Genomic DNA, 22,271 nt, shown 5'->3' with positions numbered 1-22,271 from the left:
TCAAACCCTTATAGAAAAGCCGTTTCAGTTTCCGACTCCCGACTCCCGACTGCCGAGGACCGCGCGCAGCGCTATAATCGTCGCTAATTGGGGTTTCCGGAGTTGGCGATCGGCGACTTTTCACTTTTCATATCATGTCCGATAAAACCATTAGAATTCCCGGTTTTCCTTGTCCCTCCTGAAACCGCTTCAAACTTTTGCCTATTGCCTCTTGCCTATTGCCTTTTCTCGACAGATTGTGTAAGTATCCAAACAGACTTGATATCAATCCAATTTCAGGTTTTGAATTTGGTCTTCGGGGACTCCCAATCCCCGCAATAAAGTGTAGGTCATGATTTGGTGTCCGGCGATGTTGGGGTGGATGCCGTCCCGGGTCAAAATATTTTGCGATCGCCCTCCGTAGCGTTGATAGGTCATGATGATGTGGCGGAAGGGGGTGTGGAGGTCGATAAATTGCACCCGATTTCGGGCGGCGACATCCCGCATGGCGGCGATGTATTCAACCATGCGAATATTTTCCCGGCTGTTGAGATCTTCGTAGACGATGGTGGGGGAGAGCAACAGGACTTCGATCTGTCGAGCCCGAGCCGCCTTCACCATCGCGGTCAATTTTTGACGATAAACCTCCAAGGGCGGTTCGCTGTCCGTCGCCGAGGGGGATTGAAAACTCTGCATGACATCATTGATACCCACGTTAATAATCACCAAATCCGGTTTTTGTGAGAGGACATCTCGATTGAATCGAGCGTCGAGATCCGCTGATTTATTACCCGAAATTCCGGCATCGATTACGTCGATGGATTGGGCAGGATAGAGGGCGTTCAAATAGCGTCTGAGGAGCCAAATATAGCCGCCGTACTGTCCGCCCGCCTGGGTGATACTATCTCCCAAAACGACAATTTTTTGGGTGTCGGCGAGGGGGGTCTGCTGCGGTGGAGAATTCGACGGTTCGGGGGGGGGAGTCGCGGCCGAGCCGCCCACCGCGATCGCGCCCGCGACGAGGAGGGGGAGCCAATAATATCGTTTCATCGGAGTGAGTAATGGGGGGAAAGTAATAGACAGCTTACCCATTGCGATCGAAGCACAAAACTAGCCCAGATCCTACACCAAATGGGTTCAGGTGCGGCGAAATTGAGAGTGCGATCGTCCCGAAGTGTGGGATGTTTCCGCACTCGGATGCTCCCCGACGACGGTACGGTTGCGACCCCGATCTTTGGCCGCGTACAGGGCGCGATCGGCCGCGGCCATCAGATCGTCCACGGAAAATTCCGGCCCGGGAATCTCGCAGGCGATCCCCAAGCTGACGGTGACGTAGGGGCTGTTGTCGGATGCGGGGTGGGGGACGTGCAGGTTTTCCACCTGTCGGCGGATGCGTTCCGCCACCTGCTCGGCCCCCGCCGCCGGCGTGTTGGGGAGGATGATGGCAAATTCTTCCCCCCCGTAGCGGGCGACCAAATCCACGGAGCGCGGCAGGGCGGCGGCGATGGCGGCGGCGACGGTTTTCAAGCACTCATCTCCGGCTTGGTGGCCGAAGGTGTCGTTGTAACGTTTAAAGTGATCGACATCGCAAAAAATCACGGAAAGGAACTGTTTTTCCCGGCTCGACCGCTGCCAACTGTAGTCCAAATATTCGTTGAAACGGCGGCGGTTAGCCACTTGGGTGAGGTCGTCGTAAAGGGCGAGGCGCTGCAACTCGTCATTGGCTTTTTTGAGTGCGGTTTGGGAGCGTTGCAGGACATCTTCGGCCCGTTTTCGATCGGTGATGTCGGACTGGACGCCGATGAAGTGGGTCAGCTCGCCCCGCTCATTTTTGACCGGAGAAATAAAGACTTCGTTCCAAAATAGCGTGCCGTCCCGGCGATAATTTCGCAAGGTGACGCGACATTCCTCTCCCCGGGCGATCGCCTCCCGGACGTCTTCGAGGGCGGGTTGGTCGCGATCGCTCCCCTGCAAAAAGCGGCAATTGCGACCCAAGATTTCCGCCTCCGAATAGCCGGTGATCCGCTCGAAGGCGGGGTTGACGTAAATGATCGGATTGTCGGGGAGATTGGGGTCGGTGATGACGATGCCATTTTGGGTGGCGGCGATCGCTTTTTCGAGCAGTTGCCGGCGGTCGTCGGCAACTTGGCGATCGTGCAAATACTTCTCGCTCAAGCGAATCTGCTTTTGCAGGGATTCGTTGTGCTCTTTGAGTTGCTGTTGGAGTTCGTGAATTCGCAGTTGGGTGTTGACCCGAATCAGCACTTCTTCGACGTGAAACGGCTTGGTAATGTAGTCCACCCCCCCCACTTCAAAGCCCGCCACGATCGAATCGATATCGTTGAGGGCGCTCAAAAAAATGATGGGGATGTCGCCAATTTTTTCTTCCGATTTAAAATGCCGGCACAGTTGATAGCCGTCCATCCCCGGCATCCTCACGTCGAGCAGGATCAAATCCGGCAATTTCGCCCGCACCGAATGCAGCGCCATATCGCCGTTGAGGGACTGTCTGACGCGATGTCCCGCCTGACGCAGCAGAGATGACAAAAGGTGCAGGTTCTCGGCCTGATCGTCAACGATTAAAATCTCGGCTTTGGATGTCGCTTGTGGAATGCTATTCATTCTGTTTCCCGAGTGGAGCCGGCCGGCGGACCGCGATCGAGTCCCCCCGCCGACAATTCATGCCCCCCAATCCAACTTCGCCCACAATTCTTCCTTGATTCGATTCAGAATCGATGTCTCATCCAATGATAGGAGAATCCGCCTCACCACTGCTTTCGGGCTGTCTTCCCCCCAGGAGGCACCGTTGGCGAGGTAGGTTTTCGTCACCTGGCCGATGCCGTAGGAGGACACCCCGGCGACGGAGGCCTGGGCAACGGCGACGGACAGGTAGGGGGCGAGGGTGGCCCCGGCCGTGGCCGGGGCGGCGGCTCCCAAGATGCCCTTGAGGGAACTCAGGCCCAAGTGGGCGACCAGTTCGCCGGCGCCGATCCCCCCCATGCCCAGGGCGATTTTTTGGAGCAGCGCCAGGGCGCCCCGTTGGGTCATGGGAATCCCGTAGAGTCGGGAGAGGGTCAGGATTTGGGTGACATCGATCGCGGCCCCGGTGAGCAGGTCGATCGCCGTCAGGGGGTTGAGGGCGACGGCGAGGGCTTTGGCCATCACCCCGTTCCAGATCACCCGCTCGGCGCGTTCGTTGCGAATCTCCATTTTGCGCCGCACCACCTGCTCGTTGACATCCCCGGCGTAGAGCATCGTGTTGAGGGCGACGAGGGATTTGCCCTCCCGATCCAAAATGTCGAGAATTTTCAACTTCAGGTCTTCAATTTGGGGAGCACCCCGGCTCAGTTGGGTGTGAAAACTCCCGTCCGGGCGGCGGACGGCTCGGGCTTCCAATGGGGAGGCGGCGACCATCACGATTTCTTCGGGGGAGAGCAATTCCCGCACCCGTTCGTCCCTAATTTTTTCATAAATTGCCCGCCGGTCGGCTTCCGGGTAGCGATCGATTTTGTTGAACACCAGCAGCATCGGCTTTCCGGCCTCCCGCAACTGGGAGAGGGCTTCGTATTCGACCTGGGTGATGTCCCCGGATATGGCGAACAGCAACAGATCGGCTCCCCGGGCGACCTGGCGGGCCATTTCTTCCCGGGTCTGGCCGTCTACCTCGTCGATGCCGGGGGTGTCGATCAGTTCGACTTGGGACATCCGGTAGGCGATCGGCCCGGAGGCCGTTTCCTCTCCGGCCGGGGGGGCGCAAGGGGGGGCTTGCCAGGACTGGGCTTCGGTGTTGCGGGTGATGCCGTGGGTCGGACCGGTGGCGAACACGTCCCGGCCTAGCAGGGCGTTGAGGATGGAAGATTTGCCCCGCCCCACCATCCCGAACACGGCAATTTGGATGGTGGTTTGCTCCAGCTTGTCCATCATCCCTTCCAAACCGCCGATTTCCGATTCGAGGCCTGCCCGCTCTTCGGCGGTCAAGTCCAGGTGTCCCACCAGATCCCGCAACACGTCGCGGGCCTGCTGGAGGTTCAACTCGGCTTCGATGTCGGCAAAGCTTGAAATTGTCTTGTCGAGTTCTTTATCCAGACTCATGGTTTTGACCGAAAAACGCGCCCGCTCCTCGAGAATCGCTCCTCGGGGGTCGGGAGAACGACAACCCCCTCGGATTGACACTCCCCTCCCTTTAGCGTAGCGGAGGGAGGGGATTCTTGGTTCGTCGGACTTCCGGAACCGAAGCGAATCCATCCCGTCGCTTCCACGATGGCCCCGAGTGTGGCGATCGCACCGACCGCGACGTCACCGCCGCCGGGGTGATTGTCGGCCGCAGACGGGAAGCCGTGGGACACTCGGTCAACGTCTCGACTCCGCCCGACGTTGACCCTGGGCGGAGTCGAAGGGTCAAGATGATGGCCAAGGAGCGACCGAAGAGGTCGTCCTGAAGGGGCGAGGCTTGAACCCCGGGTTTTCGGTCAAACTGTCAAAATCTTTAAGATTGTTGTTGAATTAGGCGTCTTGAAAACCTCCGCGTTTCTGATTGTCCCGATTTTCCCGGGGCCTCGCCTTGTTAACGCGAATGCGACGTCCCATTAATTCGGATCCGTCGAGGGCTTCGATGGCTTGGTTTTCGTCTTCTTCATTCACCATTTCCACAAAGCCAAAGCCCCGGGATCTTCCGGTCTCGCGGTCTGTGGGGATCGTCGTTCGCTTGACCGTCCCATACTTGGAAAAAGCGTCGCTCAATTCATCTGGGGTAACGTCATAAGACAAGTTACCGACGTATATCGACATGGAATGACTCCAACATTAACACGCTTAACAGAACTCAGTTTCGGAGCAATACCTGCCGATACAGAAATGGACGAGAGTTGTGAACAATTCTGTAGCCGATCGCGAAGTACCCAGCCGAACCTGACTCACGCCACTCATTTTACCACAACATTCTGGGGGTGGAACAATTATTTTGACGCCCCCGCGATCGGCTTTTCTTCCCCCCGGGCTTCGGCTTCCCTAGCGGACAAAGGAAAGGTCAACGCTGCCGAAATTTGTGGTCAGACCAACGTTCAAGTTTTCGAGGACTTTGACGAGCCAATGCAGCCCCTCCTGGGACGATGATTCGTAATGGTTAAACAGGACGGCAAACCGCTTTTCTAGGTAGGGTTTGACTTTGCGACAAAGCAACACGATTTTGAGCAGCAAGCTGACGACAATGGTCGGGCCGATATTGGCGATCAGGTCGATCAAGACGAAGTGATGGGGCTTCTGGGGGCTTTCAACCACTAAAAAGTTCAAGAGCTGGGAACAAGTTCTCAACATCAGGAACTCGCTGAAGGGTTCGTCGTCGCTGTGGGGGATGGTGTTTTGTAACTGCTTGTACAGTTTTTCGTTGAATTGGCGATTCAGGTAGCCGGACTCGAAGGAGTTGTGCATCAAGTATTCGTAAAAATCCGACTTGAAAGAACGGAAGGTTTGGTTGGGACTCACCTGGGAGATGAACCCCCGGGCGAGGTCTCGATAGGTGTTGCCCCCCTCGACTTTGCCGACAAATTGCTTGAGGGCAAAAAACAGTTCTCGGTCGTTCAGGAGCGTCGGATTGGCCAGGGGGATTGTCATCTGCTTGGCGACTTCGGGTTGGGTGCGGGCGAGGTTGATGCGGCGCACCTGGTGGAGGGCGTACTGAGACAGTTCGAGTTCAAATTTTCGCTGCTTCTGCGCCTGAATTTGCCGGATCATTTGTTGATGTTCGTAGGGGCTATCCTCACTGAGCAGGCAGTACCGGTACAAATAGGGGTAGCGGGGAATTAAGGTTCTCAGGGGTTCGGCCTGGGTGAGGTGACGGCTCGGTTGCGGGGCTTGACACAACACCTCGGCGAAGCGTTTCAGGGCGTGGTACTGCTCGCTTTCCAAGAAATTCCGCACCAGGTAGGAGAGCCGCTGGGTGCGTCGGGAGTGTAGGTACAGGGATTGGGGGGTGGCCGGGGACACCTCGTCAAACAGGCGGACGAGGCGGTGGATGGCCCGCCGTCGGTGGGGATGGGTGTGCCACCGGTTGATCAGGATGTGGCAGCAGCGGTTGAGTATAAAATTGAACTCCTCTTCGATGTGGGGGGAGCGGAGCAGTTTCTCCATCGCCTGGGCGATGCCCCGGTCGGGGTACCCCGACCCCTGAACGAACAGCAGGCGGAAATGCTCGATCAGGGTGGTTTCGTTTTCCCGTTCGACCCGTTCGAGCCAATGGTCGTACAATTGTTGTTCTTCTGGAGAAATTGGCTGATTATAACGATCCGCCAGTGTTTTTTTCATCGGAGGATACCCGTGTGACCGTAATTGCTTGGCTTGTCCGAAATGGGGGCGCAAAACCCTCGGGGTGTCGGCATCGATTGGACCGCCGTTCCCATTTCCGGGCGACGGGGTGGATGGAAAGGTCGGTCTCTGCTGTCGGTCGGGGAATTTTGATCGACTTTGCCATCATTTTGCACCCCATATTATAATGAACTTTCAGCCTTCAATTGATTCAGAAAACTTGAAATTTTGTCCCGGCAACGGCAAGAATTTCTTTGAACTCGTGAGAGTTCGGGGCATTCACTGCGATTTGATGGTTCTGTCGGACCCCCAATCGATCGCACTTCCGGGACGTTTCGGCTAACCCCGCCGAATCTGGAATCATGATGGCACCCTGGAGTCAAATCTTCAATTTTAAAGGATAATGTCCGAGTCCATCACCCTGACCCGACTGATCCAGATCTTAGCGACAAATCGGGCCGCCTCCTGTGACGTCCCGGGGGATTTACCCGTGATTGGTGTCACCACTGATACCCGCTCCCTGGGGCCGGGAGAGCTGTTTGTCGCCCTGCGGGGGGAGCGATTCGACGGCCACGATTTCGTGGAGGCGGCGATCGCTTCTGGGGCCGCCTGCGCCGTCGTCTGTGAGGAATTCGCCGCCGCCCGCCCGGGGTTGCCGCTGATCCCGGTGGCGGATACTTTAAAAGCCTACCAGACGATCGCCCGCACCTGGCGCGATCGCTTTTCGATTCCCGTCGTCGGCGTGACGGGTTCGGCTGGGAAAACCACCACCAAGGAACTGATCGCGGCGGTGCTGGCCCGACTCGGCGGCGTCCACAAAACCCACGCCAACTACAACAACGAGATCGGTGTCCCCAAAACCCTCCTGGAACTGCGGGAAAACCACGATTTCGCGGTGGTGGAAATGGCGATGCGCGGCCCCGGGGAGATCGCCGAACTGACCCAAATCGCCCGCCCCACGGTGGGGGTGATCGTCAACGTGGGGACGGCCCACATCGGACGCCTGGGGTCTGAAGATGCGATCGCCCGGGCGAAGTGCGAGTTGCTGGCGGAAATGCCGGGGACATCGGTGGCTATCCTCAACGCCGACAACCGCCGCCTGATGGATACGGCGGCTACCGTTTGGTCCGGCACCACCCTCACCTACGGGTTGCAGGGGGGAGACTTGCGGGGGGAATTGATAAATCCCGAAACCATCCGGGTGGAGGGGGTGGAGTTGCCCTTACCTCTGCCGGGAGCTCACAATGCCTCGAATTTTTTGGCGGCGTTGGCCGTCTTTAAAACAATTGTCGGTTTTAATATTCCGCCGGAACAACTTTACGAGCCGCTGCGGAAGGGAGTCGCGGTGCAACTGCCGGACGGACGGGCGAAACGGCATCGCACCGGAGATGATATTGTACTGTTGGATGAAACCTACAACGCGGGTTTGGAGTCCACATTGGCGGCGCTGCAATTGCTCTCGGAAACGCCTGGAAATCGCCGGATCGCCGTGTTGGGGACGATGAAAGAATTGGGGGAGCGATCGCCCGAATTTCACCGGCGGGTGGGTTTGAAAGCCAAAGAATTAAATTTGGACGCTCTATTTATTTTGGCGGATTTTGAGGAGGCCGAGGCGATGGCGGAAGGTGCGGCCGGGTTGCCGTTTATCGACGTGGAAGATATCACCTCGGAGGGGGTTCACGACCGCATGGCCGCCCACCTCCAGGAATTCCTGAAACCGGGCGATCGCGTCTTGCTCAAAGCCTCCAATTCTGTCGGCATGAACCGGGTCGTGGAGGGATTGCTTAACAATTAATCATTAACAATTAACAATTAATAATTGTTTTTTTGCCGCGAAGTAATCCGAACCGAATCAGTCCGGTTTCGTATCCCCGACTCATCAATCCCAGGGAGAGTGCCGCCCGCAGGGTAGAGGGACCGCTGAGAAGCAGTCCGAAAATGGCGGCGGGGTCGAAGGCGGAGTCGATGACGATGTTCCAAAAGGGGGCGACGGCTTTTGACCAGTCCGCCGTCCGGAGATGTTGAAATCCGATGCGGTCGGCGATCGCTTCGTATTCGGGTAAAGCGATGACGTAGGGGAGGGCGTAGACGTCGTAAATTGCCGCCAAATGCCGCCGTTCTTCGTCGGTGAGTTGTCCCGCTGTTCCCCCCAGGGGGCGGTGGCACCAGGTGGCCATCAGGAACGTGCCGCCGGGTTTGAGGACTCGCTGACATTCCCGCAAAAACTGGATTTTGTCGGGCATATGTTCGCCGCTCTCCAGGGACCACACCAGGTCAAAGGATTCGTCCTCGAAGGGCATTTCCAGGGCGTTGGCGACGCGAAACTCGATGTTTTGACTCAATCCGGCTGACCGGGCGCGATCGCTTCCTCGCTGCGCCTGGACGGGGCTGAGGGTGATCCCGGTGGCCGCCGCGCCGAATTTTTCAGCCAGGTAGAGGGTGCTGCCGCCGATGCCGCAACCCACGTCTAAGATGGTTTGGGGGGGGTTCGTGCGATCGAGTCCCCAGTCGAGTAGTTCTTCGATCAGGTCGATTTGGGCCTGCCGCCGTTCTTTTTTGAGATTGCCCTGCGGCCCGTAGTAGCCGTGGTGCATATGTTCTCCCCACACCCGCTCCCACAGTGCAGAAGAGGCATCGTAAAATTGTTGAATCTGTTCGTAGAGGGTTGATGTCATTTTTGTCGCGATCGCACGTTACTCAACGGTCTATTATCTACCCATTGCCCGTTGTCGGCCACCGTCGGTCCCGTTCATCCGGGAACGGCCGGGGAAACGCGGGGACACCAATGGCATTCCAACTTGATCGGAAAAAAACAGAATGAACGGGGAGCGATCGCCCGAAATTGACTACCAATATAATCTCGTCCCATGACTGTACCAAGAACAATTTGCCTGGGTTTTTTAGCCGTCATTGCGATCGGCACATTTTTACTGTGGATGGATGATACCATTTACAACGGCAGTTTGGGAAATCCGGTCACGGCGCTTTTTACGGCGACATCCGCCGTCTGCGTGACGGGGTTATCGGTAGTCGATGTGGGGCAATTTTATTCTTTTTGGGGGCAGCTTTGTTTGCTCGGTTTGGTCGAAATCGGAGCCTTGGGCTACATGACTGCAAACACTGTTTTACTGATGTTAATCGGCCGCAAATTTGGATTGCGGGACAAATTGGCGCTGCAAAAGTCCTTGGACACTGCCGGACTCGGCGGTGTCATGCCCCTGCTCAGATCCATCATCGCCACGATGGCGTTATTTCAACTGACCGGCATCATACTTTTGATGATTGTTTTCGTCCCCGATTGGGGATTGCGACAAGGACTGTGGCTGTCTATTTTTCACAGTATCAACGGATTCAACAATGCCGGATTCAGCTTGTTTCCCAACAGTTTGGTCGCCTACACGACATCCCCGGTTATCAATTTCACGATGAGTTTATTGATCATTTTTGGGGGACTCGGCTATCAGGCGATCATGGAACTCTATCTGTGGTTCAAAAATCAATTCACACGAGATCCGATGAGGCGGGAGTTTTCGATTCACTTTAAAGTTGTCGGCAGCACGACGATTTTCTTATTGTTGGCGGGAACGATCTTATTTTTTGTTACCGAATTCAACAATCCAGAAACCTTGCAAGGCTTGAGTTTTTTCGGAAAAATTCAGGCGGCTTGGTTCCAGTCGGTGACGACCCGGACGGCGGGTTTTAATTCGATTAATGTCGGCGAGATGACCCATGCGGGAATCTTTATCACGATGATCTTGATGTTTATCGGCGCGAGTCCGGGAAGTACGGGAGGGGGGATCAAAACGACGACATCGAGGATATTGGTCAACTGTACGAAAGCCGCCCTCGAAGGCCGAGACGAAGTGCTTTGTTACCAGCGAAAAATTCCGGCAACGTTACTTCTCAAAGCGGTGGGGGTTCTCGTAGGCTCGACTTGCGTGGTTTTTTTTGCTACGCTTTTAATTGTATTGATTCAACCGAAATTGGGATTCGGAAATGTCTTTTTTGAAATCGTTTCTGCATTTGGAACGGTGGGTCTTTCAACGGGAATTACCGGGAGTTTGTCGATTCCGAGTCGGCTGGTGGCGATCGCGACTATGTACGTGGGCCGGGTGGGGGTATTATTATTGATGTCGGCACTTTTGGGCGATCCGAAACCGTCCGCGATCGACTATCCGGAGGAGAATTTATTGGTCGGCTAATCGGGGGTAATTTTCTATGGCCTCTGCTATGATTTTAATCAATCGGAATTAAAACGCAAAATCATGAATCTTTCATCTCTCAATTTTTTCCGAAATCTCAGGGCAGAAAAACAGCAATTTGCGGTGATCGGCTTGGGTCGATTCGGACAGGCTGTTTGCGCGACCCTAAACGGTGCGGGTTACGAAGTTCTGGCAGTGGATCAGGATAAGAAAAAGGTCGATTTGGCGTTGAACGATCGCATCGCCACCCACGCTTTACAACTGGACTCGACGGAGGTTCCGGCGTTGCGGGAAGCGGGGATTATGGAGTTGGATACGGTGATCGTGGCGGTGGGGAGTTTCTTGGCGGAAAGTATCACCACGACCCTTAATTTGAAGGAGGCGGGGGTGGCGAACGTGGTGGCGAAGGCTTCTTCGGAAACCCACGTCAAACTGTTAAAAAAAGTGGGTGCGGATTTGGTGGTTTTTCCGGAACGGCAAATGGGACAGGAATTGGCGCGGCTGCTGACGAAACCACGGCTGTTGGATCAGTTTGAACTTGATCCGGATCATAGTATTGTTGAAATGGTGGTTCCGGACGATTTTGATAATAAAACGATCGCGCAAATCGAACTCCGCAGCAAGTTCGGTTTGAACCTGCTGGCGATTCGCAATGAAAATGATAAGTTGGAGATCAATCCCCTCCCCAACAAGCGGTTGAAGAAGGGGACCGTGATGGTGGTTTTGGGCTCAAATCAAGATATCAACCGACTGCCGGTTTGATCGAACTATTCTTTCCCGGAATTGGGTTGGGGAATCATTTTCCCCAAACTCAGGTCGTCCAAATCGATCCCCTGCAATCCCCGATTTTCCAGTTGATCCAAAACGCGGGTGAACTGAAACCACACTGAACCCGCCATCATCGCCGTGACGGCGGCGGAGAGGCCGTAGGCGATGCGGGTCGGAAAGGGGAACAGTTGCAGGCAGGAGGCGAGAAAGACGCACACTCCGGCGGCGATCGCGACAAACGGCAGCAGCATCCGCGGACCCCGCAATTCGGCGATCGCGCGGGTGGAACGGTTGATTTTCCACTCGTTCACCAGGGTTTTGAGGGTGGCGGCGAAGGGGATGCAGGAGAGGATTCCGGTCGCCAAGCCGGCGAACAGCAAGACATAGGGGGGATCGTACATCACTATTATGCAATCAAAGGGCAATCTGATTGTAGGGCGATCGGGGAAATTTTTCAGCCCAACCGCGATCGCGCGATCGCCCGACTGTTATAGCAACCGCCAGGGTAGTCGGGACATCCGAAAATCCGGAAACCTCCCAATTATGGACTCTCAAGCTTTGCTGATTGCTGAAACCTGACTGCTGATTGCTATATAAAAGTTAGACGATCAGGCGATCGCATATCCGGTATGTTCCCGAACTTCGGGAGGATGAAAAGCGAGGACAATGCGATCTTTCGGAACTCCGGCTGCAACCAGTTCGGGAGTGATGCCATCTTCTATACCATCATAATGAATCCAAATTTTTTCATTGCGAATTTCGGCGTGAACGACGCAGCCATGAACCCGCCGATGGTTTTCCCAGCCTTCGTGTACCAGCATAAAGTGATTGTTGTCTCGGCTGACAACAACATAAGTCCTCACCTCGCCATAGCGATCGGGAATATCGGCATAATATTGGAGAATGTTTTCCAGTAATTTACGCCATTCATCTAGACGTTGATTTGTAGTTTCCATAGTGTTCGATCATTGTCTCAGCTTGCTTTTCGAGAATACGCCGACGTTCATCCAGCGGTAACTTGAGAAAAGCGAGACGTTGTTCGAGTGAGAGAGGTTGTCCCTCGGCGGGTAAAGAAGTGCGATCGCTCTCTTGGACTAGAATAACGACTTCCACGGTTTGCCCGACTGAAAGACTGGGAGTCTCAATTTCTATTTTGTTTCCTGGCAGAACCTTTGCCGTCGAATATAAAGTTGATTTTTTCATGGCCATATTTTTGCGCCACAATTGATGCTTTTAATTTGACACTGTTGATTTTTTGGCGATTTCAAATTAAAGATTTTAAAAGTGGTATTATAATCTAAAAATCGCATCTACTTTACGTCTGAGAATTGCTTTTAAAAGCTCTATCTTTGGGGGCGCGAACTTGGGCAAAAGAATATCTGTAAATGTATCATTTCCATCAAAGTCTATACCTGCGTCTCCTTCTATAGTTGATTTTAGAGACATTTGTGTAGTGCCACTTTCATTCGTCGAGTAGTGCATTATAGCCAAATTAATATTTCGATTTTTGTGATCTGTTATATCCGCTGTTCTCAAGCGTGTAGTCAGTTCAATGTTGTGCAGTAAAGAATCCTGAATAATCCAAATTGTTCGACCATTCCATTTATGGGCTAATGCAGTTTTGGCAAATAACTGAGTTACCATTCGCCCCCAAACTTGACGCTTGTTTATTCCTGGACAGGCGTGTTCAGTGGAAAGTAAAGCATTACGAAACGCATTTTTAATATCTGTAGATTTTTCTGTATTAGAACCGCTGGTGCTGGCAGTCATAACTTCCAGAATGAATAAGTCAGATAAATCCGGAAGAGGAATTAAAGCATCAGCTAAATTTTTATTTATACCTGAAAAATGACCACTTTTCTTCACTATTTTAACAATATTATTTAAGTCGCTTGTAGTTGAACCGGGGAAGCCACCTTGATTCAAAAGAGCATTGACGGATGTCTCGACTAATGGAGCCAAAATATAGTCAAAATGATAGTTAATATCAGCATCTTTTACTTGATGTTTTAAAGAAACTTCTGCCCAACTACCAATTTCTATATTAGACGGTAAACCTGAATTCAGTAGGAGAGAACGTTCGTGTTCCTGTATGGATCGATTGACAGGAGGGGTGCCTTTGCCGTCAAACTTTGCAGCAAATAATCGACGTGGGCAGACTACCCAAACTTCTTCCCCTGCTTGGATTGAGCAAACGCCAGGGATAACTTTTTTTAAATTCTTATCGAAATAACTGGTGAGTGGTTCTTCTCTTGTAAGTTTAATTTTGGTTTGAGAACGGTTGCCACCACCATCGCAAGTTGTACCCATGAATGGACATTGACATGATTTTCGTATCGCTTCTACTTCGGATCTGTGATCGTCTACCGGAAAGCCAAAGAGTTCAAAGATAGTAGGCATAAATCAAGGTCAATTCAGTCAGTATGGTATCTAAGCATTAAGTAATTCTATTTTTTCAGATGGTTCAACAAATTTTTCTTGATTGAGGAATGAAGCGATTTCTTTTGAGATCGCACGAGCAACAGGAGGAGGTACAGAATTGGCGACTTGACGATGCTGATCGAGATGTCTGGCTCTACCGGAACGACCTCGCACTGGTCCTTTGAGTAGATAATCATCGGGGTATCCATGAATCCGCATATATTCACGCGGGGTGAGATATCTGTCTTCAATGGGATGAAAGAAAATTTCTCCACACCTCAAAGTTAATGAAGGCTCTGAGAAAGAAAGCCGGCGAAACTTCGTCGTATCCTTTTTTGTTAGCTTACATCTTTGTTCTGCCGGTAGATGCAATTCTTTAGCCAAGAAAGACCCTTCCGGTACACCATGAATGCGCTTCCGATCGCCCGCAGGTGTAATGTCAATATGGCTGTCTAGAGGCTGATTTTCTCGGTCACACGAAGGGCTATCCAATCCCATCAGTGCTTGGCCAACCGTGACATAATTTTCTAAAGGAAATAACGAAATTTGCGGGTCAGATTTTCTATGAGTGGGTAAAGGAAAATCAAATATTTTTTCTGCTCTTGTGGCGACTATGAAAACTCTTTCTCTAAGTTGAGCTACACCATAATCTGCCGAGTTAATTACTTTAATACTTGACCGATACCCCAATTGCTCAAATTGATGATTAAGCTGTTTGTAAACACCTCCAGAATTTCCGGATTGATCTGAGGCTGTCAATAAACCTTTGACTTGTTCCATGAGGATTACTTTGGGTTTGATAGTCCCAGCAAATCTAATAAATTCAAAAAGTAGAACGCCTCTTTCATCCTCTAAAGAAGTACGTTTTCCAGCTTGCGAAAAGCTTTGACAAGGACTCCCGCCAAAGAGCAAATCTAATTCGCCAACTTGTAAGCCCAAATCTTTCATTAACTGAAATGGCTGAACTTGTCGTATATCCTCCTCAAGAAGAATTGTTTTTAATTTTTCTTTTTTTATGGCGTTGTGTAAAGTTTGACAACAATACGGATCGATTTCGATGCAAGCTAGTATCTCAAAACCAGCTTGACGAATACCGATGTCCATTCCACCTGCACCTGAAAATAAAGATAGAGCAGAAAACATAAAACATAGAGTTAAGGACTGAATCCCAACTGCCTTTCTTAGAGCTGATTTATAAACAAAATATTAAGAAGCCCGAATTGTCTGCCAGCACTGGATTTCAGCAGTCGGAAACTCTTGGAGAGGCTTTTCCGGGAAGTCTCGTCACACAAGGCTTTCAGAGACTTCAAAAATCAGCTTTTAGAAGAGCGTATAGGTCATCGCAATAGTTAAGTGTATCATAATTCCTTAAACCATCTATTGTCAACCACTTCAGGCTAACGCCGATATCAACCCCAACCCGATCGCACCCCCCACCGTCACCCAGACGGCAACCGGCGGGGGGCGAGACATACTATATATATAAGTATGGCCGGCGCCGAAAAGCGCCGACCCGATCGCACCTACCCGATCGCATCCCGGATCGCGTTCTGAGTCATGGCCGCGATCGCCTGATCCGTCGCCTTGGGCAAGTGGTAATATTTCCCCCCCGCCGTCTTCGCCAACTCCTTCGCGAATCCGGTGGAGACGAACTTATTCTCCGTGTCGATCACCAACAGTTGAATCCCCAAACCGCGAATCTTGGCGGCGATATCGAGCAATTCCCCCTTGATGTCCGGCTTTTCGCCCTCCATCATCGGTTCGCCCAGCGATCGCCCCAGGGGAATGTTCCCCCGTCCATCCGTGATCGCCACGATCACCACCTGGCCGATGTCCCCGGACTGCTTCGCGTTCATCCCCACCCGCACGGCTTGGGTCAGGCCGTGGGCCAGGGGAGATCCGCCGCCGCAGGGCATCCGTTCCAACCGCCGTTTCGCCGCCGCAATCGATCGCGTCGGGGGCAACAACACCTCCGCCTGTTCGCCCCGGAACGGGATCAACGCCACCTGGTCCCGACTCTGGTACGCCTCCGTCAGCAGTTGCATCACCGCCCCTTTGGCGGACTGCATCCGGTTTAGGGCCATCGAGCCCGAGGCGTCCACGACGAACACCACCAGGGCGCCGGACTTTCTCGCCAGTCGCTTGGATCGCATATCCCCCTGTTCGACGATCACCCGGCGATCGGGATATCGCAACCGCCGCGATTTCTGATAAGGCGCCGCCGCCCGCAATGTCGCATCCACCGCAATCCGCCGCACTTTCCCTTTCGGCAACATCGGTTTGACGTAGCGGCCGCGATCTTCGGAAAAAATCATGCTGCGGCTGCCGCTTTTGCCCTGGCGGTTCGCCATCTGGGTGAAATACAATACCGTCGGATCGAGCATCACCCCTTCCGGATCGAAGACGAACTCTTCGGGAATGCTATTTTCCTCCGCTTCCGGGGGTTCCTGTTCCTGTTCTTCCTCCTCGTCCTCGTCTTCCGGTTCCGGTTCGTCCTCGCCTTGGGGGGGCGGGGGCGGGGGCGGGGGCGGCGGTTGCTGTTCTTCTTCCGGGGGTTGCTGGACTACCGTCGCCCGGGGGACGATCACCAGTTCCACGGCCCGCCGCAGGTCGTCGGCGTTGACGGTATTGCGTCCGTCCAGGGCGGCGGAGGCCTTCGCCACCCGGACTGCGAACAGTTCGGCCCGGTGCCCGGAAACGCCGCCCCGGATCGCTTCTTCGACTAAATAAAGGATTTGATCGGGTTGGATGGTGACGTCTTTCAACCATTCCCGGGCGAGGAGAATTTGGGTTTTTAAGTTTTCCAGATCTTCGGAATATTGCTGGAGAAATGCTTCGGGGGAATGGGCGTAGTCGAGGGATCGATCGACGGCTTGAACCCGCTGGTCGAGGCTGAGAACCCCGTCGGCGGACAGGGCGATCGCGATCCGGTCTAATAAGTGCGATCGCAGCGGACCTTCCTCCGGATTGTAGGTGGCGATGAAGGTGGGGTTGCAGGGATGTTCAAAACTGATGCCTTCCCGTTCGATCGCATTTCGCCCCTCCGTCAAAACGGTGAGTAACAAATTGGCTACGTTGTCGTCGAGGAGGTTGATTTCATCGACGTAGAGGACGCCCCGATTGGCCGTTGCCAACAAGCCCGGTTGAAAAACGGTTTTGCCCTGTTTGACGGACTGTTCTACGTCCACCGAACCGATGAGGCGATCTTCGGTGACGCCCAGGGGAATTTGGACGAAGGGGGCGGGGATGATTTGGGTGGCGGGTTCTCCGGATTCCCAGTCGGGGGGCAGGTTGGCGATCGCACCTTCGATCACTTCCAGCGGTGGCAGCAGGGCGTGGATTGCCCGGGCCATCACCGATTTGGCCGTCCCCCGCCGTCCGGCGATGACGACGCCGCCCAAGCCCGGATCGACTGCGACCAGCAGGAGGGCGAATTTGATCGCTTCTTGCCCCACCACTGCGGTGAGGGGGAAGCTTGAGGCGGTTGGGGCACTGGGGGGCGCAGGCATGATTTCGGTCTGCTAATGGTCAAATTTTTAGCATACCAGCAAATGACCCGTTCTCGGCATCCACCGGCAAAATGTATCCAAAAATACAGTTTTCTCGTGTAATGGGTTACACCCGTGGGGGGGATCGATCCTCATTCGGGGGGCAGCGATCGCATTCCGGATAAAATTTCTCAAACAGTCTCATTTATTTTTCTAGACTTTTTAAAAAAAATTTGCCCGATTTGTTGACGTTTGGGGGATGATTAACTTATAATAAAAGTAACCAAAAAACAAACAGTCAGCCTAATCCAGCGAAAGTCAAACATCCCTATGTCGTACTTTTCGAGTAAGTGCAGCGGTGATGTTGCTGGAGCGGAGGAACCAAATTTTTTGGGGCTAATCTCGAAAGCTATCTCAGCCAACAACTGGCAGAGATGAAGAGAGGGGCAACTCTCAGCCCTAGCCCGTCAGCTAACTCCGTAGGCATTGAGAGGAGGCTGAAGCGCCAACTTTCTAAGACAATTAGATAGCTTGTCAATTCAGTTTCCTTGGTTGGTATAGGCCTGATTTGTTATACCCACCCTAGATTCTGATCGATTCATCATGACACCCAAAATACCCCTGTCTTTAATTGCGCTGCCGGGACAGGCGACGTGGATCAGCTTTCTGCGGCTAAAAAGCAGTGATTTTATCTTGCTGCCTGTCCTATCCTGCATCACTCTCGTGATTCTGTGGTCGATCGTCCACACGTTCTTAACCACATTGATGCCGACTCCGGCACTCCCGATGTTCGTGAACAATAGTTTGTCTACTTATCGTTTATTTAGAAATTATCAGGAGGTGATCGCCGTAATTTTAAAGTCCGTCGATGTCGCCATGTTATATTGAAAGCAATACAAAGGGGCTTGCCGTGGGCAAAAGAGCGGCTGGCCTCTTTGGCAATTCGAGATAGAAACGGTCGGGTCAAAAACCCCGCAACTGCTTCAGGTCAAGGGTTTCGAGGGATTCTCGCATCATTTTTGACCGCCCCCATCGCCCCCCTTTTTTGATTCTCAATTCTGCGGCCGGCGAGATTTGAGCCGTCAGGATGTAGAATGTTAATCTGTTTTTCATTGATTAGATGGGGACGAATCCCCAATTCCTCGTGCCATGAGACTTATCCGTGCCTTTCTCCCCGGACTGATCGTTGTCATCGAACCTGATATTGCTGCGATCGCCGAATCGCAGTCCGATGTCAGGCGACTCATCGAAACCAACCGATGTCAGCAGTGCGACCTGAGCGAAGCGGACCTGCGGGAGGCTCAATTGAGTGGTGCCGATCTCCTGGGGGCGAACCTGCAAAAGAGCGACCTGCGGGGGGCCCAGTTGAGGGGGGCCGACCTGAGTTCGGCGAACCTGATCGGGGCGGATCTGTCCGGGGCGGACCTGCGGGACGCGAAGCTGCACAGCACGACGCTGCGGGAGGCGGACCTCCGCGACACCGATTTGTCCTGGGCGGATCTGTACCGGGCTTTTTTGGAAGGGGCGAAATTGGACAATGCCAACTTATCCGACGCCAATTTGAACGACGCCAAGTTGGAGGGGGCGACGTTCTGCGGGGCGACGATGCCGGACGGTTCCCCGGGCCGGTGTTAGGGAGACGACCCGCTGACGGCGATGCGGCTCCGAAGTACCGATCGCAACAGCCGCTCCACGCACCGTCTCTCCTTGTCGCTGAGGGAGTCGTTTAAAATCGCTGCCATCAGGCCGTAGGGGTCGGCGAGGGTGAGTTGACCCGTCAAATTGGCTGGGGCAAATCAGTCGCCGAGGGCGGATTGAATCAGGTGGATTTGAGGTGTTATCGATCGAAAATAGACTCGCCATTTATTAGTCTCGGATCGGGGGGGTAGAATTGACCGTGACCCGATGGAATAACGGTTCTGTAGCCGATAGCGACACATCAAAAAATATCAACAATAATGAATTGATCGCCCCCAAATAAACGACCCCAAAATTCTGCCATCGACCCCTATAGTTCTTCGGGTGTTATTATCGACAATGAAAGACCTAGAAACCCTTTATTTTTCATTGGAAAAATTCCTGCAACGTCGCCGTGCAGAGCGACAGATTTTGTCGGCGATCGACCCCAATATTTATCCGGATTTTAGCGGCGAACAAATATTGAATTTATTATTGACATCCCTGCGATCGCTTCCCCTCGGATGGTGGGGGGGAGTCGTCGCAGTCAACCGCCGGCTGATTTGGCAACTGCAATCAAAATTGCCGATGGATGAACCGCAAGAGCGGGCGATCCGGCGCTGGATGCTCGACAGCTTCGACCTTCTCGGTGGCGGATCGCAACAGAACCACGACGGCAGTCGCCCCCGATCCGCCTCGATTTCTCAATCTTTAAACCAGATGAGTTCGGCGGTCTTCTTTCCCCTGCAAGGAGGCGATGGAAATGAACTCTTCGGCCTGCTATTGGCGGGGGCAAATCGGTGGGAAATTTTTGACGGTGAATACCTGCAATTTTTGGAGGCGATCGCCACTTTGGGGGCGGCGGTGATAGCCGAACTGCCCTCCCCGCGATCGGCTCCCCCCCCGACCCTGGAAACGATGATTCAAACCCTTCCGGAAGGCCTTCTCGTCCTGGATGATTCCCGCGCCGTCCGACTGCTGAATTCTGCGGGTCAACGATATCTGGAATTGCTCTCCCAGCCGGCGATCGCGATGCCCCTGACCCACCTCGGCGACCTGCCGATTTCCCAACTGATCGACCAAAAAACAGCCCGCATCGTCGTCGGTAATCCGGCGAGGCGGGTCTGGGAGGCGAGCGCGATCGCCCTCCCTTTTAACCCGCAAAATTATCGGTGGGCGATCGTTCTCCGAGATGTTAGTCATCTCCGGGGGGGGACGGGTCAAATTCCCTGGCAGGCTCAACGCGACCCGCTGACGGGGCTGCTGACTCGCCGCGAATTTGAAGCCGGTTTGGAACGGGTTTGTTTGGACACCAAAAGTAAAAGCGAACCGAAAAGTCATACCCTCTGTTACCTCGACCTGGATCGATTTAAGTCGATTAACGATACCTGCGGTTTTCAAGCCGGAGATGAATTATTAATTCAAATTAGTGCGTTGTTGAAATCTGAAGTTCGCAAAACCGATATCGTCGGACATTTGGGGGGCGATGAATTCGTGATTTTGCTCCACAACTGCCCCCTCGAACAGGGGTTGCAGTTCGCCCACCGTTTGCGGGAGAAAATCGCCAAAAAACAGTTCGCTTGGCAGAATCAACTGCTTCCTATCGGCGCCAGCATCGGTTTAACTGAAATTCTCCCCGATGTCGAAAATGTCGCCAGCGTGATGCGGGCGGCGGATTCCGCCTGTTACGCCGCCAAACAGCAGGGCCGCAATCAGGTTTACGTCCACCAATTCGGGACGGCTGATACTGATTCACAACAGGCGAGTTTGCATTGGATACAACGATTAAATCGGGCGATCGCCGAAGATCGGTTCTGTTTGTACAGCCAAAAAATTGCCCCCACTTCGCCGGAACTTCCCCAGGGGGAACACTACGAGATTTTATTGCGGCTTCTCGACGAAACGGGACAGATTATTCTTCCCCAAGTTTTCATTCCCATCGCGGAACGCTACAACTTGATGCCCGCGATCGACCGCTGGGTAATCCGCAAAGTTTTCCAGTATTTGTCCGGGCGAAAACAGTTTTTGGAAACCTCTGTCCACATCCCGGCCCCCACCCACCCCGCCTGTCTCTACAAAATCAACCTCTCGGGGGCGAGTCTCAACAGTCACGGTCTGTGCGAATTTATCCTGGAACAACTCTATTTTTATAAAATAAATCCCCAGACCATCTGCTTTGAAATTACGGAAACGGTGGCGATTACAAATCTCGTCAAAACTGCCAAAATGATTAATTATTTGAAGGGGTTCGGATTCCGATTTGCGTTGGATGATTTCGGGGCGGGAATGTCTTCTTTTGCCTACCTGAAAAATCTGCCCGTAGACTATATCAAAATAGACGGTCAATTTATCCGCAATATTGTCACCGACACGATGGATGCGGCGATTGTGGAAGCGATTCACCGCTTCAGCCAAGTGATCGGTATGAAAACCATCGCCGAGTTTGTCGAAAATAATGAGATTTTCATGAAAATTCAATCCCTCGGCGTGGATTATGCCCAGGGATTTGCGATCGAGCATCCGGGTCCGTGGATTCACGACCCGGATGCGGATTCGGAGTAGTTTTTGACCGGTCTTTTGCGGCTTTATGGGAAGGGCAAAAAAGAAGTTATGTCCGGTGGAAGACTGACGGGCTTATTGGGGACATATTGGAGGTGCGGTGCGTCCGAGAATCGATGCGTTGGAGGCTGACGGGGGGAGGTGCGATCGCATTTTTTTCCACACCACCGCCGGGATAAATTGGCATCAATAATATTATAGCAGTTAAGGAGATGAACAGGGATTTTTTTTGGCGATCGCGATCGCACTTATCCTGCCAACTCCACACCAGCAGCACCAAACTCAATCCCCATCCCAAACCATCCCCCAAATACAGCCCGATCAGATTCGGAACCACGCATTCGAGTAATTGATAGCACTTTTGTTTATTATTGGTAGTAGTGACGTTCATCGCCGAAACCTGTTTGATGTCTACGGTTCCATCGTGCGATCGCAAAATAATAGATGTAAATTGCCACTAAATATTGAATTTATTCCGAAAATAAATTAAAATAAAACGCGAAATAAATCATATAAAATAAATACAAATAAACCCAAATAGTGGCAAATAAAAGTAAATAAAGATTCGCGCAAAGCCGACATAAAAGAGTCGATTTTATCAAAAACAACCCTTGACAGGCACATAAAATTTCGGCTATAAAAGAAATGGATATAACATTTCCAAAGCCGGGAAGGGACACCGGGAGGCTCAAACCCCGTTCTCCGGCTCCCCCCTTACAAAGGGGGGCTGGGGGGGATTTAGCAGGATTTAGGGGAATCTTCCGTATCTCATAACAAACAAAAACAGTCCTAATCAGCACTCAAAGTCCCCCTTCTCAAGGGGGATTTAGGGGGATCTCCCAGAGTTCATAAAAAACAAAGGAATTTCAAAGTCCCC

Annotated in this window: 23 protein-coding genes and 1 riboswitch; of the genes, 8 read left to right on the top strand and 15 right to left on the bottom strand. The window is 52.9% G+C overall.

The window, feature by feature from the left end:
• Nucleotides 1-264: 264 nt before the first annotated feature.
• The 3 genes from AC0QHF_RS18845 to AC0QHF_RS18835 form a co-directional block, all read right to left on the bottom strand.
• The gene (locus AC0QHF_RS18845; protein ID WP_324705781.1) at nucleotides 265-1,029 is read right to left on the bottom strand and encodes an SGNH/GDSL hydrolase family protein; all 765 of its coding nucleotides are present in this window, start codon (nucleotides 1,027-1,029) and stop codon (nucleotides 265-267) included.
• Between the two features lie 87 nt (nucleotides 1,030-1,116).
• Nucleotides 1,117-2,601 carry a diguanylate cyclase domain-containing protein gene (locus tag AC0QHF_RS18840; protein ID WP_324705780.1) on the bottom strand — a complete coding sequence of 495 codons (1,485 nt, stop codon included), beginning with the start codon at nucleotides 2,599-2,601 and terminating at the stop codon, nucleotides 1,117-1,119.
• 57 nt (nucleotides 2,602-2,658) lie between these two features.
• On the bottom strand, nucleotides 2,659-4,071 hold the full coding sequence (locus AC0QHF_RS18835) for a GTP-binding protein (protein ID WP_324705779.1): 1,413 nt from the start codon (nucleotides 4,069-4,071) through the stop codon (nucleotides 2,659-2,661).
• A 116-nt stretch (nucleotides 4,072-4,187) separates the two neighbouring features.
• Here AC0QHF_RS18835 and AC0QHF_RS18830 point away from each other — a divergent pair, with 116 nt between their 5' ends.
• Nucleotides 4,188-4,418, top strand: coding sequence for a hypothetical protein (locus tag AC0QHF_RS18830; protein WP_324705778.1), 231 nt, complete (start codon nucleotides 4,188-4,190; stop codon nucleotides 4,416-4,418).
• Between the two features lie 64 nt (nucleotides 4,419-4,482).
• On the opposite strand, the gene AC0QHF_RS18825 is transcribed toward AC0QHF_RS18830, so the two are convergent.
• On the bottom strand, nucleotides 4,483-4,767 hold the full coding sequence (locus tag AC0QHF_RS18825; protein WP_324705777.1) for an RNA recognition motif domain-containing protein: 285 nt from the start codon (nucleotides 4,765-4,767) through the stop codon (nucleotides 4,483-4,485).
• A 219-nt stretch (nucleotides 4,768-4,986) separates the two neighbouring features.
• Entirely contained in the window at nucleotides 4,987-6,279 is a 1,293-nt protein-coding gene (locus tag AC0QHF_RS18820) for a hypothetical protein (RefSeq protein ID WP_324705776.1), read from the bottom strand.
• Between the two features lie 403 nt (nucleotides 6,280-6,682).
• Here AC0QHF_RS18820 and AC0QHF_RS18815 point away from each other — a divergent pair, with 403 nt between their 5' ends.
• Nucleotides 6,683-8,074, top strand: a complete 1,392-nt coding sequence (locus AC0QHF_RS18815) for a UDP-N-acetylmuramoyl-tripeptide--D-alanyl-D-alanine ligase (protein WP_324705775.1) — start codon at nucleotides 6,683-6,685, stop codon at nucleotides 8,072-8,074.
• A 10-nt stretch (nucleotides 8,075-8,084) separates the two neighbouring features.
• On the opposite strand, the gene AC0QHF_RS18810 is transcribed toward AC0QHF_RS18815, so the two are convergent.
• Nucleotides 8,085-8,954 (bottom strand): methyltransferase domain-containing protein, encoded by an 870-nt coding sequence (locus tag AC0QHF_RS18810; protein ID WP_324705774.1) that lies wholly within the window; start codon nucleotides 8,952-8,954, stop codon nucleotides 8,085-8,087.
• A gap of 192 nt (nucleotides 8,955-9,146) precedes the next feature.
• Between AC0QHF_RS18810 and AC0QHF_RS18805 the strand changes: the two genes are divergently transcribed.
• Together AC0QHF_RS18805 and AC0QHF_RS18800 are read left to right on the top strand one after the other, a co-directional pair.
• Complete coding sequence (locus AC0QHF_RS18805; RefSeq protein ID WP_324705773.1) at nucleotides 9,147-10,481, top strand: TrkH family potassium uptake protein; 1,335 nt, start codon at nucleotides 9,147-9,149, stop codon at nucleotides 10,479-10,481.
• A 63-nt stretch (nucleotides 10,482-10,544) separates the two neighbouring features.
• Complete coding sequence (locus AC0QHF_RS18800; RefSeq protein ID WP_324705772.1) at nucleotides 10,545-11,243, top strand: potassium channel family protein; 699 nt, start codon at nucleotides 10,545-10,547, stop codon at nucleotides 11,241-11,243.
• A gap of 5 nt (nucleotides 11,244-11,248) precedes the next feature.
• On the opposite strand, the gene AC0QHF_RS18795 is transcribed toward AC0QHF_RS18800, so the two are convergent.
• Nucleotides 11,249-11,650 carry a hypothetical protein gene (locus AC0QHF_RS18795; protein WP_324705771.1) on the bottom strand — a complete coding sequence of 134 codons (402 nt, stop codon included), beginning with the start codon at nucleotides 11,648-11,650 and terminating at the stop codon, nucleotides 11,249-11,251.
• A 7-nt stretch (nucleotides 11,651-11,657) separates the two neighbouring features.
• Between AC0QHF_RS18795 and AC0QHF_RS18790 the strand changes: the two genes are divergently transcribed.
• Entirely contained in the window at nucleotides 11,658-11,828 is a 171-nt protein-coding gene (locus tag AC0QHF_RS18790) for a hypothetical protein (protein ID WP_324705770.1), read from the top strand.
• 29 nt (nucleotides 11,829-11,857) lie between these two features.
• On the opposite strand, the gene AC0QHF_RS18785 is transcribed toward AC0QHF_RS18790, so the two are convergent.
• The 5 genes from AC0QHF_RS18785 to bchD all read right to left on the bottom strand — a co-directional run bounded on the left by AC0QHF_RS18785 (nucleotide 11,858) and on the right by bchD (nucleotide 17,179).
• Nucleotides 11,858-12,205 (bottom strand): XisI protein, encoded by a 348-nt coding sequence (locus AC0QHF_RS18785; protein ID WP_324705769.1) that lies wholly within the window; start codon nucleotides 12,203-12,205, stop codon nucleotides 11,858-11,860.
• The gene (locus AC0QHF_RS18780; protein WP_324705768.1) at nucleotides 12,177-12,452 is read right to left on the bottom strand and encodes a hypothetical protein; all 276 of its coding nucleotides are present in this window, start codon (nucleotides 12,450-12,452) and stop codon (nucleotides 12,177-12,179) included. The genes AC0QHF_RS18785 and AC0QHF_RS18780 overlap by 29 nt, the downstream gene beginning before the upstream one ends.
• Before the next feature lie 87 nt (nucleotides 12,453-12,539).
• Complete coding sequence (locus AC0QHF_RS18775; protein ID WP_324705767.1) at nucleotides 12,540-13,649, bottom strand: hypothetical protein; 1,110 nt, start codon at nucleotides 13,647-13,649, stop codon at nucleotides 12,540-12,542.
• Between the two features lie 30 nt (nucleotides 13,650-13,679).
• Nucleotides 13,680-14,813, bottom strand: a complete 1,134-nt coding sequence (locus AC0QHF_RS18770) for a DNA cytosine methyltransferase (protein ID WP_324705766.1) — start codon at nucleotides 14,811-14,813, stop codon at nucleotides 13,680-13,682.
• A 380-nt stretch (nucleotides 14,814-15,193) separates the two neighbouring features.
• Nucleotides 15,194-17,179, bottom strand: a complete 1,986-nt coding sequence (gene bchD, locus AC0QHF_RS18765) for a magnesium chelatase ATPase subunit D (RefSeq protein ID WP_324705765.1) — start codon at nucleotides 17,177-17,179, stop codon at nucleotides 15,194-15,196.
• A gap of 334 nt (nucleotides 17,180-17,513) precedes the next feature.
• A riboswitch (cyclic di-AMP (ydaO/yuaA leader) is annotated at nucleotides 17,514-17,659 on the top strand.
• A gap of 102 nt (nucleotides 17,660-17,761) precedes the next feature.
• Here bchD and AC0QHF_RS18760 point away from each other — a divergent pair.
• On the top strand, nucleotides 17,762-18,046 hold the full coding sequence (locus AC0QHF_RS18760) for a hypothetical protein (protein WP_324705764.1): 285 nt from the start codon (nucleotides 17,762-17,764) through the stop codon (nucleotides 18,044-18,046).
• A 75-nt stretch (nucleotides 18,047-18,121) separates the two neighbouring features.
• On the opposite strand, the gene AC0QHF_RS18755 is transcribed toward AC0QHF_RS18760, so the two are convergent.
• Nucleotides 18,122-18,271, bottom strand: coding sequence for a hypothetical protein (locus AC0QHF_RS18755; protein ID WP_324705763.1), 150 nt, complete (start codon nucleotides 18,269-18,271; stop codon nucleotides 18,122-18,124).
• A 36-nt stretch (nucleotides 18,272-18,307) separates the two neighbouring features.
• Between AC0QHF_RS18755 and AC0QHF_RS18750 the strand changes: the two genes are divergently transcribed.
• Nucleotides 18,308-18,793, top strand: a complete 486-nt coding sequence (locus AC0QHF_RS18750; RefSeq protein ID WP_324705762.1) for a pentapeptide repeat-containing protein — start codon at nucleotides 18,308-18,310, stop codon at nucleotides 18,791-18,793.
• On the opposite strand, the gene AC0QHF_RS18745 is transcribed toward AC0QHF_RS18750, so the two are convergent.
• The gene (locus AC0QHF_RS18745; protein ID WP_324705761.1) at nucleotides 18,790-18,939 is read right to left on the bottom strand and encodes a hypothetical protein; all 150 of its coding nucleotides are present in this window, start codon (nucleotides 18,937-18,939) and stop codon (nucleotides 18,790-18,792) included. The genes AC0QHF_RS18750 and AC0QHF_RS18745 overlap by 4 nt on opposite strands.
• Before the next feature lie 256 nt (nucleotides 18,940-19,195).
• On the opposite strand from AC0QHF_RS18745, the gene AC0QHF_RS18740 reads away from it, so the two are divergent.
• Nucleotides 19,196-21,397: a putative bifunctional diguanylate cyclase/phosphodiesterase gene (locus tag AC0QHF_RS18740; RefSeq protein ID WP_324705760.1), complete on the top strand. Its 2,202-nt coding sequence runs from the start codon at nucleotides 19,196-19,198 to the stop codon at nucleotides 21,395-21,397.
• Between the two features lie 46 nt (nucleotides 21,398-21,443).
• Here AC0QHF_RS18740 and AC0QHF_RS18735 read toward each other — a convergent pair whose 3' ends face one another.
• A complete protein-coding gene (locus AC0QHF_RS18735; RefSeq protein ID WP_324705759.1) occupies nucleotides 21,444-21,785 on the bottom strand; it encodes a hypothetical protein in 342 nt (113 codons plus the stop codon).
• Between the last annotated feature and the right edge of the window lie 486 nt (nucleotides 21,786-22,271).

It is taken from the genome of Lyngbya sp. CCY1209, from assembly GCF_055795065.1.
This window is presented reverse-complemented; position numbering and strand designations above follow the sequence as displayed.

Coding starts and splice junctions, on each gene's coding strand:
- AC0QHF_RS18755 (WP_324705763.1), bottom strand. CDS start 18,271: ATGAAAAACAGATTAACATTCTACATCCTGACGGCTCAAATCTCGCCG.
- AC0QHF_RS18790 (WP_324705770.1), top strand. CDS start 11,658: ATGCAATCAAAGGGCAATCTGATTGTAGGGCGATCGGGGAAATTTTTC.
- AC0QHF_RS18775 (WP_324705767.1), bottom strand. CDS start 13,649: ATGCCTACTATCTTTGAACTCTTTGGCTTTCCGGTAGACGATCACAGA.
- AC0QHF_RS18825 (WP_324705777.1), bottom strand. CDS start 4,767: ATGTCGATATACGTCGGTAACTTGTCTTATGACGTTACCCCAGATGAA.
- AC0QHF_RS18785 (WP_324705769.1), bottom strand. CDS start 12,205: ATGGAAACTACAAATCAACGTCTAGATGAATGGCGTAAATTACTGGAA.
- AC0QHF_RS18845 (WP_324705781.1), bottom strand. CDS start 1,029: ATGAAACGATATTATTGGCTCCCCCTCCTCGTCGCGGGCGCGATCGCG.
- AC0QHF_RS18840 (WP_324705780.1), bottom strand. CDS start 2,601: ATGAATAGCATTCCACAAGCGACATCCAAAGCCGAGATTTTAATCGTT.
- AC0QHF_RS18815 (WP_324705775.1), top strand. CDS start 6,683: ATGTCCGAGTCCATCACCCTGACCCGACTGATCCAGATCTTAGCGACA.
- AC0QHF_RS18750 (WP_324705762.1), top strand. CDS start 18,308: ATGAGACTTATCCGTGCCTTTCTCCCCGGACTGATCGTTGTCATCGAA.
- AC0QHF_RS18820 (WP_324705776.1), bottom strand. CDS start 6,279: ATGAAAAAAACACTGGCGGATCGTTATAATCAGCCAATTTCTCCAGAA.
- AC0QHF_RS18740 (WP_324705760.1), top strand. CDS start 19,196: ATGAAAGACCTAGAAACCCTTTATTTTTCATTGGAAAAATTCCTGCAA.
- AC0QHF_RS18810 (WP_324705774.1), bottom strand. CDS start 8,954: ATGACATCAACCCTCTACGAACAGATTCAACAATTTTACGATGCCTCT.
- AC0QHF_RS18770 (WP_324705766.1), bottom strand. CDS start 14,813: ATGTTTTCTGCTCTATCTTTATTTTCAGGTGCAGGTGGAATGGACATC.
- AC0QHF_RS18795 (WP_324705771.1), bottom strand. CDS start 11,650: ATGTACGATCCCCCCTATGTCTTGCTGTTCGCCGGCTTGGCGACCGGA.
- AC0QHF_RS18760 (WP_324705764.1), top strand. CDS start 17,762: ATGACACCCAAAATACCCCTGTCTTTAATTGCGCTGCCGGGACAGGCG.
- AC0QHF_RS18800 (WP_324705772.1), top strand. CDS start 10,545: ATGAATCTTTCATCTCTCAATTTTTTCCGAAATCTCAGGGCAGAAAAA.
- AC0QHF_RS18735 (WP_324705759.1), bottom strand. CDS start 21,785: ATGAACGTCACTACTACCAATAATAAACAAAAGTGCTATCAATTACTC.
- AC0QHF_RS18805 (WP_324705773.1), top strand. CDS start 9,147: ATGACTGTACCAAGAACAATTTGCCTGGGTTTTTTAGCCGTCATTGCG.
- AC0QHF_RS18835 (WP_324705779.1), bottom strand. CDS start 4,071: ATGAGTCTGGATAAAGAACTCGACAAGACAATTTCAAGCTTTGCCGAC.
- bchD (WP_324705765.1), bottom strand. CDS start 17,179: ATGCCTGCGCCCCCCAGTGCCCCAACCGCCTCAAGCTTCCCCCTCACC.
- AC0QHF_RS18780 (WP_324705768.1), bottom strand. CDS start 12,452: ATGAAAAAATCAACTTTATATTCGACGGCAAAGGTTCTGCCAGGAAAC.